10 protein-coding genes are annotated in these 12,056 nt (G+C 41.2%); all 10 read right to left on the reverse strand.

Going from position 1 to position 12,056, the window contains the following annotated elements; genetic code table 11:
• Positions 1-224 precede the first annotated feature (224 nt).
• Positions 225-1,241 (reverse strand): NAD-dependent epimerase/dehydratase family protein, encoded by a 1,017-nt coding sequence (locus tag ACA063_RS09290; RefSeq protein WP_497665603.1) that lies wholly within the window; start codon positions 1,239-1,241, stop codon positions 225-227.
• Positions 1,238-2,365: a glycosyltransferase gene (locus tag ACA063_RS09295; protein ID WP_497665604.1), complete on the reverse strand. Its 1,128-nt coding sequence runs from the start codon at positions 2,363-2,365 to the stop codon at positions 1,238-1,240. The genes ACA063_RS09290 and ACA063_RS09295 overlap by 4 nt, the downstream gene beginning before the upstream one ends.
• A 32-nt stretch (positions 2,366-2,397) precedes the next feature.
• Positions 2,398-3,630 (reverse strand): EpsG family protein, encoded by a 1,233-nt coding sequence (locus ACA063_RS09300; protein WP_497665605.1) that lies wholly within the window; start codon positions 3,628-3,630, stop codon positions 2,398-2,400.
• Positions 3,631-3,633: 3 nt separating this feature from the next.
• Positions 3,634-4,554: a glycosyltransferase family protein gene (locus ACA063_RS09305; RefSeq protein WP_497665606.1), complete on the reverse strand. Its 921-nt coding sequence runs from the start codon at positions 4,552-4,554 to the stop codon at positions 3,634-3,636.
• Positions 4,555-4,619: 65 nt separating this feature from the next.
• Positions 4,620-5,615 (reverse strand): glycosyltransferase family 2 protein, encoded by a 996-nt coding sequence (locus ACA063_RS09310; RefSeq protein WP_497665607.1) that lies wholly within the window; start codon positions 5,613-5,615, stop codon positions 4,620-4,622.
• A 16-nt stretch (positions 5,616-5,631) separates the two neighbouring features.
• Positions 5,632-6,729, reverse strand: coding sequence for a polysaccharide pyruvyl transferase family protein (locus tag ACA063_RS09315; RefSeq protein ID WP_497665608.1), 1,098 nt, complete (start codon positions 6,727-6,729; stop codon positions 5,632-5,634).
• Positions 6,730-6,785: 56 nt separating this feature from the next.
• On the reverse strand, positions 6,786-8,105 hold the full coding sequence (locus ACA063_RS09320) for an oligosaccharide flippase family protein (protein ID WP_497665609.1): 1,320 nt from the start codon (positions 8,103-8,105) through the stop codon (positions 6,786-6,788).
• Positions 8,106-8,191: 86 nt separating this feature from the next.
• Positions 8,192-9,208, reverse strand: coding sequence for a nitroreductase family protein (locus ACA063_RS09325; RefSeq protein WP_497665610.1), 1,017 nt, complete (start codon positions 9,206-9,208; stop codon positions 8,192-8,194).
• A gap of 157 nt (positions 9,209-9,365) precedes the next feature.
• Positions 9,366-10,757, reverse strand: a complete 1,392-nt coding sequence (locus ACA063_RS09330; protein ID WP_497665611.1) for an undecaprenyl-phosphate glucose phosphotransferase — start codon at positions 10,755-10,757, stop codon at positions 9,366-9,368.
• A gap of 751 nt (positions 10,758-11,508) precedes the next feature.
• A complete protein-coding gene (gene rfaH, locus ACA063_RS09335) occupies positions 11,509-12,027 on the reverse strand; it encodes a transcription/translation regulatory transformer protein RfaH (RefSeq protein ID WP_497665612.1) in 519 nt (172 codons plus the stop codon).
• Positions 12,028-12,056: the final 29 nt, after the last annotated feature.

The following is a 12,056-nucleotide window of genomic DNA, read 5'->3' on the forward strand; positions in this document are numbered from 1 at the left end:
CAGTGCGAAGCGCACAATAATACACCGTGTGAACAAGGGATTAATACATCTTGTGGAATTAGCAACGTCTGTCGGCCAATCTAGCTTTACACACTTCACGGTTGAACTTGCGGTAGCCGATTTGGAAAATCACCAGCTACGCACCGTTAGCTATTATTTTCACCATGCAGTCGCTTGGTTGATCGCGCTCGGTTGAAAATAGGTAATTTTCCAAGTTTAAAAATTTAACTCCATTCGGAAGGGCAATCTTTTTTCCAATCATGAAAAGCTGATTCTAACGTGTAAACGTATTGATAGCTATTTTCAACCAAAAAGCTTGGATAAATATTATTAGAACGAATTAGTTTCTGTATTCTAACGGGGCTAAATGGATGTTTTACACGTAAAGGTTTAGCTATGACATCGATGCAATGAGCTACTGCAAACAGAAGAAAAGGAGGAAGGTTAAAAATTTTTCGCTGTAAATCTGTCACCTTGCAAACAGTATCCACGTACTCTTGGATAGAGGGGCCAGGGTTCATAGACATGTTAAAAAGTGAAAAGTTTTTTGCCTGAACTTTTTGCCTTTCCAAAACCCAGATTAGGGCTTCGCATAATTCTTTTACGTATGTCCCCGCCTTTCTAGTGGTACGATTTCCCATGTAGAAGAAATATCTATGAATTACTGCTTTGATGAGTCGAGAGACATTTCCCCCCTCTCCCGGGCCAAAGACAACGCCAGGCCTTACAATAACTAAATTGCGACGAGTTTCATCCTTGGCAAGCCAGGTTTGATGAATTTTCTCTGCAATTAATTTAGAGCTTCCATAAGGTGTTTTTGGGGTGGGTAATGAATATTCGTCTCTGCGATCTTCGCTAGGTCCGTAAGGTGAAATAGAACTAGTGAATATAATCTGATTGCAACTAACTGACTCTGCCCAATTGCAAACATTTTCAGCTCCCAATAAATTGGTTTCGAAGTACTCGAAGTCATTGTGCCCAGGCTCACGATGAATGGCTGCAAAATTTGCAATCAGTTCAATAGGCTCGTCCGGGCTCCATTTTATGGGCTGTCGGACATCGCCTTTTACTTCTATTATCCGGGTATCTTCTTGAACTAGTTTCAATCTGTAGGGGAATGGCTTGTCTGCCACTTGCTCGATGTCAAACAAGTAAATTTTTTGATAACCCATACTGAGTAACTTTTTTGCAAAAAAGACGCCAATAAAGCCAGACCCACCAAAAATTACTGCGGTTTTCATACTGCACCTTCGAAATTACGATTTTTACGCCCATTTATCAGTATCGAATATAAGGACAAGGTTGATTCAGTCATGACATCGGATGTGAAGAGTTTATGAAAGCGATCTCGACCTTTTTCGCCCATTTTATTCAAAGTCAATGAGTCTGTGGAAATTAGAATATTGGAAATGTTATTAATGTCGGAAATGTCAAAGAGCAAGCCAGTCTGGCCATGAACGACGGCCTCAGGAAGTGAAGTGCAATCACTTGCTAGCACCGGAATACCCAAACTCATTGCTTCAAGAACAACCATTGGAAAACCCTCCCAACGACTTGGAAGTATAAGAGCGTCTGAGTGAATAAAGTATGGTTGCAGTGCTGCAGGGCTCATCCAGCCGAGATAGGTTATATTCTTTAAACGGGCATCGTCAGGGACTTCATTGCAACTTATCCCCGCGACGGTCAAGTGCACGTTCCTATCTTTTACACGTCGCATTGCCGAAAGCAATATATCAAAGCCCTTCGCTTGATCAAGTCTTCCTGCGAATAGAAAGTTTTTCTTCCCTTCCAAAGTAACGTAGGGCGAATCTGTAAGGGTTTTTGAAGCGTGAATTATAGGGGTGCCATTGTGTATGACATCGATTTTGCGTGGGTCGATACCGGATTTGATTGCGGAGTTTTTTTCATACTCGCTAACGCAAATAATCTTGTCAGTACACAATGATAATAGTCGCTCAAGATATGTGAACAACTTTCTTTTAAAATCTGATCCTTCCATCAGAAATGAAAAACCATGAGGGCAATATACAACCCTCGGTCTTCTGAAAGGCCGCATCATCAATAAGATCAACCTGCCGAGAATGCCCGCGAATGTGCTATGGAGATGTACTAAGTCAGGTTTTTGTTGCCAAATGGTTTTCGTGAAAGACACAGAAAAATTATATAGTGACGTTAAATTACGACCTGTCCGCGTATAAGGATGAAACGCATGATTCGGTACTTCGGTAAGAGTCGCCTGCAATGTCTTAGGAATTAAGCAGGATGACGAGGTAATACGTGTATCTAGTACTTGATTCTTTAGAAGCAAATGTAAAACAGTGGCAGTACCACCGATGTCGATCTCTGTTGCATGAACAATTTTCAAAAAAAAGCTCCTTGTGCCTCGGCTTTGTCAACTCAAAGGCATTCGATAATCTTAAGCGTGGAGTCGGTTAAAAAGTCACTCGATCTGCTGCAGTAGAACAGTTCGAATTTATAGAAGTTGTTAATAACTGATGCTGATGCATAAAGAATAATGAAAGCAACCCCTACGATTCTTAGGCTGTTACTTTTTCGTGTGTAAATATATACCGATATATAAAAAACTGAAATTACCAGAAAGTACAGATAGTACCTTGCAAAAAAATCAGTGATTTGCATGACAAAAAACAATAGGAGCGATAAATAAATGGTTAGCGCAAAAAGCGATTCTAGAGCGTAGTTCTCTTTCGCTGTAACATTTCTTGATTTTTGAGCTAGTCGCGAACATAGCTCTGATTTAGAAAACAGTACGATTGCCAGAATGATGAAAAAAGTGATTTTTGCGATCCCAGTCTCGTCGCTGATGAAGTCAACATATAAAGTTCGCTTCTTTTCGAGATATTCCCAGGAGAAAGAAAACATGTTCATTATTAGTGAAATAGTAAATCCTGCGGCATAAGAACAACCGAAGAAAAGCAAAGTGGTCTTTAGGCTTAATTTAAGGATTATATTTCGAGTTAAAAGATACGGCGCGAGAGCGAAAGCAGAAAAATGTGAAAATATCGACAAAAGCATGAATACGTATTTTCGTCTGCTGTTTTCTGAAATCACGATAAACATGAAAGAAAGGGCTAAGCCTTGCCTAATTGTATTGCCATATACATTGAAAAACACTGAGGATGATAAGAAAAACAAGAGAAAAGCGAGTGAAGCCCGTTGGTGCGTGCGAATGGCACCAATAGCTAATAAAATAAATGAGACTAGAAAAATCAGAGCGAAAGCATCGTTACGGGGTCCGAATAATTCGGCAGATATTTTTATGAGAAAAAAAGATACGAATTCAGGTTGAGTTGCAACTGACTGTAGGAAATCACTTCTTAGAAATTGATACATAAATTCTAGGTACAATTTCTTGTCATTGCCTGCAATTGCCCATCCAGATTTCGTCGAAATATAAGGAGTGAGCACTAATGCCGCGAGAGTTATTATCAATAAGACAATTAATCGCGCATTTTTTTCAGTCATTGCTAAATATAGTGAGCCGAATATCATCAACAACCACACCGTCATGAACGGCATTATTATTAATGAAACAACTATAGCTGCTAAGGTGATTAGCAATGTGAATGTAAGGCTTTTTTGATTACGCGAATACGCTGTGAAATTCATTCGTTACCGCTCTTCTATTACTTTTGCGATGTATGAATTTATATTTGAATTATCTATTACCGCATGCCAATCTAGTCCAGTGTAAGCAGTTTGGTCACATTTCCAAGAATCTATTTTCTCGAAGAGACTTGCTGAGAAAATTGCTTCATCCGAGATTATTGCCGGATAACGCAAGGTTTGGATAGCTAGGTTGTTGGAAGGACTGTCGTTGCATATGATAATTTTACCTTCTGCAGCGTACTCGATAAATTTCGTAGGCATTTGGTAATCATATGGGTATTTTTTGGGGATTCTGCAGATGCAATATTCACTATTTTTTACAATGATCAAAGCTTGCTTTTGAGTCATTTTCCCTGTGAAACTGACACCTGGTGCATTTTTGAATTCTGTGTGAATTTTTTGTTCTACATTTCCAACCAATATTAAGCTGTCGGTTTCTCTTCTTGATTTTATAAAGGCATTTATTACCAGATCCATGCCTCTATCCTTTGTAATCTCACCAATGTAACAAAAGGTTGCTTTTGGTAAAGAGGAGTCTGGTTTTATGTCATATATCCATTTTGGTACACCCATTGGTAGGTGTATAGACGGTACACGATCGCTAAATTTCATTGCACTTTCGATCATGTGGTTTTGATAGATTCTGAGATTCGGCTTTGGCATAGCTAATCGTTTAATAAGATCTTTAATTTTTGCATGCTTTCCTATTGAAAGTGACCTGTAATCATGGATTACATATTTTGCTTTAAGCGATCTAGGGTAAAATCCCATGATGCACCAAACTAAATATTCAGATTTATTTTTGATGGAGTTATATTCATCTAATGTACCATCTAGCATATAAGCTCGCCCCCCGAAGTATTCTTTGTATGCCGCTATCTCTGGATAAGCAGCTTTTCCAGGGTGTAAAAAAAATATCTGCATGATAAATACTGGCTCTATATTACAAAAAAATAAAAGCTATCGTGCTACTAAAGTTCGGCGTGCTGTCAAAATTTAAATTTTCCAAAAGTTAGAACGTATATACCCAGTCTGCTGATATCTTTAAGGCTAGTCCGCGCCCGAAATGAACGTAATACAGATGAAAAATAAAGTCCTCTTCCTGTATAAGGATCAGTAGTGTATCGCTTCATAAGTTCAGCGTTAGAAGTTAATTCGTTTCTAACTTTGACAAATGATTTTATTAGAGATGACCTGTTTTTCCTCCTAAGTTCGTCGTTCTTTGAAAGAATACCTAGGTGGGATTTAATTAGATCGATTTGTTGGCAAAGGTTAGAAATATCGTAAAAGTCTTTTGTTTCAGTTATTGATTCAGAGTTTTTGAAATAGTGGTATAAAGGCGAATTTACGCTTAAGCATGAGTTCGCATTTGCGACTGCAGAGAATAGGTAAAGCACATCTTCTGCGAAGGTTAAACGCTGCTCGATAAAAGAAAGGTGATCATAAGCCGAAATTGCTACGTTTCGAGCATACATTTTTCCTGGGGTGCCCCAGCTTGAGTTAGAAACATTACAAAAAACCGTGTTGAGAATTTCCTCTGGTACTCTGCAGTCGGCTGGAAGATTGCGTTTTAAGGCGGTGGCAGACGGTTTTGGAGAAACTTCGACGCCAAAAAAAATAATGTCTGGCAATATTGTTTTTGCTTGTTCATGCAGCTGAATCAGTGCCCCGCTTTTCAGACAGTCATCTGGGTCTAAAAATAAAATATAAGTGCCTTTTGCTTCATGCACCCCTTGTCTTCTCGCGAGGAAAGTCCCTTTGTTTAGCTGGCTATAAACAATTTTAACTCTTGGGTCGCGACTCACATAGCCCTCGGCTATTTTTATAGATTGGTCACTTCCGCAATCATCTACAACTATTATTTCAAACTCTGTAAACGACTGGTTAAGGCATGAGTCTAAGCATCGAGCAATGTATTTTTCGACATTATATGTAGGGAGAATTATAGAGAAAAAAGGTTTCGCTATAGGTAGTTGAATTTCCATGACTATTACCACCTATTTATATCAGCGAATTTTCTAGATATTTTTTAGAATAATCTCTTAATGCAGATAATTTAATCTCTACATCGGAGTAATCTATAATCTGCGAAATTTTGTTTGGGATATTAGCTGCTGAGCCATCGATAATAAGTCGAGACTCTAAATTCAGTACTTTTAACAATGAAGTAAATCTCGACAAACCGCGCTCTTTGTTAGCGATTACCAAGAAATCTTTATTGAAAATTATCGAGAAAACCATGCCGTGAAATGAGTCAGTTATTACGAAATCAGCAGTAGCGAAGTGACCTAACCATTGCTCAATGGTGTATGTCTGATGTTTTTGACTTGGATTGTAAATGCTTGAAACGTCGTAGCCTTCACCTAGCGCTGCCGCGGTTTCTTTTAGTATTGTATCTTTATAGTTTTCACCATCTAAAACGTAATTCAATAGCTTCATTTTTGATGACGCGGGAGGCTGCTCTAATACAGCCTCAAAAAAACTCTTGTCTAATAATAGTGTGGGATCTAGTACCTGCGTACATTTCGGACTTGAAAAAGTTTCACTGCAAACTTTGACGCCGCTTGATTCCCGTGTTGAAATTGCATGAAATTTGCTAAGTAGATGTGTTATTTTCTCGATTTTATCGGGTGCTTGCCAATGATCTTTCCCGAATGATGCTGCGTATGCAATTTTTTTTGTGCTGGGATTTTCAACAAAGTCTAAGAAGTAAGATTCGTAAAAGCCGTCATCAATATAGTCCATACGCCAGACTTGATCGCTCCCCACTATGACCGCGTCATAACCGGCGTCTTTAGTAACTTTTTTCAATTGACAATAGTTGTTTATGACTTGCGTTTGTTCAGGGAGGTGGCGGTCTATAAACGACCTGTGGAATTTTGTGTTGATATAGTTAGATCGATAACCTTTAAAGTCCTGATACGGAATTCGCTCAAAAACGTTTACCAGTATCCTTTTCCAAGTTGAACGGAAAGCATTTTTTTGTATGATTTGGACATCGAAGTTTTGGCTTTTTAAAAACTGATACAGAGCAAATGCTTGAAGCGTTCCACCGTAGTTTGTTTTTAGGGGAAGAGTGAGTAGTCCAATCTTTTTCATTTCGCTTCCTTTATAAAGGTATGTCTACAACACAACTATGTAATCTGTGATGTTACTTATCTGCTGGTAGTGGCGTAGATCTTCGCAGTCGTTAAATCACAAAAAACATATTTTTTATTGGCTCTTATAAACAGCATCGCCAAGATCGTGAAGGACAAAACTAATGATGCAGCTCCGGCGTGGACACCGAGCAACGGAATTAGGGATGTAGTTGCGAATACACTAATAACTGCTGTAATTCCCATATATTTTATTTTTCTTAACATGTGGGCGCCAGTAATTAATGTAGAGCCTGCGCTACTAGCGACATAAAATATGGGTATCACGAGAATTAAATAATTAATTATTTCGATAGATTTTTGGTATTTCAAACCAAATACATGCTCGATTAGTAAAGGGGTTATCATGTAAATGGTTGCGGCAATCAGTACGCCTATACCCCCCATTGCGTAGTTGCCTATTATATAGGTTCTATAAAGAAGGCTTCGATCATGGTGAGCCCAGCGATGCATTTTAGGTAGTAAAAATTTTTGGTAAATAATCCCTGGAAGAATAGCTGCTGCGGTTATGAGTGTGAAGCCCACGCTATAGTTGCCCGAAACTTCTGCTCCTAGAAAGTAATTAATTAATACGATGCTAAGTTGAAAATACACTAGATGAAAAAAACCCGAAACCCCAAAAGGCCATGATTCCTTAAAGACAACTATTGAGCTTATTCTCTCGCATGGCTGGGTATTAATTGAAGGCCGCTCGGAGTGACCCTTTAGATTTAGTGTACCTTTCTTTAATTGGTTGATTTTTATTATCGCAAAAGGAGCCATAATCATTGCTGTACATGCGAAGACTGCAGCTATCACTATTTCATTTATCTCGATTTTAAAAGCATATGTCGTCACTGCAAGTAAAAAAAGTTTGAGTATTGATTGTGTTAATTGCCATAGTGATAGCTGAAAATATTTCTCTTCTAATTGAAATATGCTTCCTATAAGCTCCGTAAATAAATTTGGAAGTATAATAAGCGACATCAAAACAGCTGCAATTATTAAATTGCTGGATTTCTGGATAGTGAATGCTAGTATTATTAATATTAGCCATGTTGATAATGTACTTATTCTTACAAAACGAAGAGTTGGAGTCACCCACCTTAATCCACCCCAACCGTATTGGCCGAATGTTTTTAAAAGATATTGTGAAACTCCAAATCCGGCAAGTGGGGCAAGTGTCGAAGTTAGGAAGAAGATAGCTGAATAATTACCTAGTACTTCGGGGGTAACACTCCTAGCGATGAATATATGCGTTATGAAACCCAAGCCTGAAGCGATCAATGACCCCAAAGAGATAATTAATAAATAAAACGAGTTTTTTTTAAGAGACACAAGTCATTTGCCACGTGATATAACGATTGATTAAATTTGTTATCGGTTTTTCAGTGTGACTGCATTGTCCTGTTATTATTTGCATTTCATACTGCAATTTCTTCCAGAGCCCTGCGTTCTGATTTCGGAACTACTGTACCCTCAGCAGCGTATCCAACCGCTAAATACATGACGATTCTTTCGTGCTCTGGAATATCACCAGTTTCATGGGCGAGTCTATCTGCGGTTGGGGATACACACCAGTTTAAGCAACATGATGAAATTCCTTTGCTTTGAAGAGCGAGAATAAGACTCATACTAAACAGGCCACCATCAACAAAGGGTTGATTTCTTTCGCTGGCGTCAAAAAAATATCGAGTGTCGGCGGTGATTATTAGTAATGTAGAGAGAAGGTGTCCAAATCCGCGATTACCGTTTTGGAAAGTCAATAGTTTAGATATTTGCGCCGGATCTTCGTATATTCGTACCCTGCAGGTTTGCCTGTTGCACACGCTTGGACTCTGATTGGAAATGCTAATACATTCTTTCAGGTCTTCGTTTTTTATTTTTTTTGGAAGATAATCTCTAACGCTTCTTCTGTTTAGCATTAATGTTGAAAATTCACTCCATAATAGATCGTTTGGTTTTCCAATCGCTATCGGGGTTTTGAAGTGGTGAAGAGGCGCAATGCACGTTTCCAGCACTGAATCGATTTGTGCAATGAAATTTCGATCTACATTCGTTGGTATAGAAACCTGATCTATAAAGGATCTATAGGTTCTCAGCGTTGCAATGGCGCCAAGAAATACGGGGTTTTCATTTTTAAAACCTAATTGATTCCAGCGTTGGATTAGTGCAATAGTAGCGAGCGTTGGTTGCTCGCCAAAGAACCGTTTTGGACCAGGCATACATAGGCCTTTTTCCAATTTGTGGTACTGAAATATTAACTCAGCACTAAGTTTTCCGTAGTCAGTCCCTGATGTTGGCCATTGCATGTATTTCCAAGATGTATTTATATCTCGAAGATAATAACTGATCTTTATTAGTCTCTTAATAAAAGGAATTACACCTGGGGCAAATCTTCGTAATGCTTTTTTTATACCTTTGAGAGGAGATAATGTCATGAGGTTTCCGTTATGCCGTCAAATTAGTAATTATTTGTCGGGTTGTATTGCTAGTGCGCGCATCTAATCATTTTTGTTTAAGACATGATACAGGCGTGTAGAAGATGCGGAGGTTTATAATAGCTGCTGTATAGGCGTCAAAGATAACGCTATTCGGTCAGTAAATATCTTTGGATAACAGCGTTATTGGGGTCTTAATCAATATTTTTATATCTAGCCACAGTGACCAATTATTTATATATGCCAGATCCAATTCGACGCGCTTCTCCATTTTGTCAATGGTTTCAGTTTCACCTCGAAATCCGCTGATTTGAGCCAAGCCTGTAATACCTGGCTTGATCCTGTGGCGGGCCATATAGGCGTCTATTTTACCAGTATAATAATCGTTATGCGCTATCGCGTGCGGGCGTGGTCCGACTAGTGACATACGCCCCTGAAGCGCATTGAATAGTTGCGGTAATTCGTCGATTGAGGTGCGTCGGATAAATTGTCCAACGCGTGTGATCCGGGGGTCGTCACGCTTTGCTTGCTTGACGTCCTGATCGTCATGCATCCGCATAGAGCGAAACTTCCAGACTTTAATTATCTTACCATTCCATCCGTGTCTTTTCTGTTTGAATAGAACCGGTCCTGGGGACGACATCTTTACGGCGATTGCCGTAGCAATGAGTACCGGGCTTAATAAGATAATAGCAACTAACGCGACGGAGCGATCCAAAAGAGTCTTGGAGAGTGCCGCGGTGGGATACGACGTCAGCGGACTTTCATTTAGGTGTATAGCCGGTAGTCCTTCGATTTCTGATACCGAGTGATTCAGAAGTATTAGGCTTTGTAGATCCGGAATCCAGATTACATCAACGCTAGAGTCCAGGAGATCGATATAAAGGCTCTCTATCTGCTCCGCCTCTGATAGAGGTAGTGCTATATAAAGTCGGCGGATGCGATGCGTTGCGATCAAGTCTCTGAGGTGGGCAAGATTACCTAGTAGAGGATACAGATTATTACTAGGTAGTGGGTGGTCGTGCACGGCGACCATTCCAATCAGCGGTTCGTTCTTTTGTTTAACTAGTTTATCCGCGAGGTCAAGTGCTAGCTCGCCGGTGCCCACGATAAGAGAAGTTCGTGCTGCTTGAAGTTTCTGTTGGTATCGTTTGGCCAGATTATGGAGTGGCACGTACAAGACGGCTTGTAGAGCAAAACCAGATAGTGCGAGAGTGATGATTACCTCTCGCGAAAAGAGTTCACTTGTCTTTGTTATAAATGCCATTACCATTAAACCGGAAAGCAGAGTCAACCATCCAGCAAGTAAGCGCCCTAGTCCGACCAGATATCCGTGCTGTTTATGGTAAACCTGCATCATTGAATATGCAGGTACAGAACCAAGCAGCATGAGTACACTAAGAATACGATATTGAGTATCCACTTCCCCTGTTTTAATGACTGCCAGTGCGCAGAGCAAGAGAATTAGAACGGATATTGCCGCTACCCATTGAGCCCAGAAGGTAAGTCCGCGGCCTGCTGGCATTGTGGTGTTGCGCTTGCGAATCAAGATAGTGTCCCTTGCGTTGAAATGGACATAGCCTTCCAAGCTATGCCCGCCGTGAGGAGCATTTAGCTCCGTTCAGCTGGAGTTACTGTTTGGGCCTGTGGCACAAACCGGTCGTTGTCGTGGCGAGCCCCTTATCCGTAGGAGGGGACGCACTTCGCCTTGGCCAATATCAAGGTTTTGGGCACGCTACCGCCCCAGGATTCACCGTTGGTTTCCTGAGAACGTGCGCCGTGGGTGCGACGTGAGCCGTATGCGCAAGCGCTGGCAATTTTTGGGGATGAGGATCAATCAGGCAGGCCGAGTCTGGGCTCGGTTAATGGCAAGCAGAGGAGATGAGTCTGTCCTTGACTGCTGCACAACGTGGGGTCTGTGCAATGGCATCCTGCCGGAGTGAGTTGTTACCCTCAGCCGACGGCGCATTTTACTGATTTGGTGGGAAAAGTGAAGGTAAAAACAGTTTTGTGTGAAAGATCCTACAGACGGAACTGTGTGTTTTGAGTAGTGGTTCACAAGGGTTGTATCTGGAGTGACCGGCAAGTCATAAATTTGGGTGTGGGAATAGTTGTTTTTGATGAGGCGGGGTTACATGGATGGGGGATTTCGGGGCGGGTTTGGTGAGTGGTATTGCGGGTAATTAGGGGATGTTGCTGGAGGCGTTGAAATCAAAAGATCGCAGCCTTCGGCAGCTCCTACAGGGGAGCAGTGGTAGTGGGATAGATAGGGGTTGTTTTTGTTTTTATAGAGAGTGGTATCAGGTTTTTTCTATTGCGCTGATTGGGACGCTAAGGGTGTGTTCGCGATGGAGGAGCTGCAGGAGAATCACGATGCGTTCGGCACCGTCATGGGAGAGGAAGATGGCCTCCAGTTCTTTATAGCTGCCGCTGGTGATGCGCACTTGGTCACCAGGTTCCAGTGCTATGGAGTCTTCGGTTGACGCGCAGAGTCGATTTTGACTTCGTTGTTGGAGTTGTTCGATGAGTCCATCAGCTACGGCGATCGGTTGTTTTCCGAATGTGACCAGTTGGTTGACTCCCCGAGTTGAGCGGATGGGGTGCCAGTTGTCGTTAAGCTGGTCGAGTTGGATAAACAGGTAGCCAGGGAACAATGACTCCACCGAAGTGGTGCGGCGGCCGCGTTGAATGCGTTCTACGTGTTGGGTGGGGCGGTAGCACTTGAAGGCTTGGCGCGTCAGGTTCTCCTCTGCGCGTGAGTCTTGTCGTGGCTTGCACTGGATCAGGTACCAGCGGGGTGGCGGGTGCTGAGGAGGCATGCGGAAAGCTCTCTTGGATAGATCAGGGC

The organism is Pseudomonas sp. LBUM1643 (genome assembly GCF_059716215.1).

Excerpts from the sequence above, each read along its gene's own strand:
- ACA063_RS09310 (WP_497665607.1), bottom strand. The coding sequence starts at position 5,615 with ATGGAAATTCAACTACCTATAGCGAAACCTTTTTTCTCTATAATTCTC.
- rfaH (WP_497665612.1), bottom strand. The coding sequence starts at position 12,027 with ATGCCTCCTCAGCACCCGCCACCCCGCTGGTACCTGATCCAGTGCAAG.
- ACA063_RS09300 (WP_497665605.1), bottom strand. The coding sequence starts at position 3,630 with ATGAATTTCACAGCGTATTCGCGTAATCAAAAAAGCCTTACATTCACA.
- ACA063_RS09305 (WP_497665606.1), bottom strand. The coding sequence starts at position 4,554 with ATGCAGATATTTTTTTTACACCCTGGAAAAGCTGCTTATCCAGAGATA.
- ACA063_RS09290 (WP_497665603.1), bottom strand. The coding sequence starts at position 1,241 with ATGAAAACCGCAGTAATTTTTGGTGGGTCTGGCTTTATTGGCGTCTTT.
- ACA063_RS09315 (WP_497665608.1), bottom strand. The coding sequence starts at position 6,729 with ATGAAAAAGATTGGACTACTCACTCTTCCCCTAAAAACAAACTACGGT.
- ACA063_RS09325 (WP_497665610.1), bottom strand. The coding sequence starts at position 9,208 with ATGACATTATCTCCTCTCAAAGGTATAAAAAAAGCATTACGAAGATTT.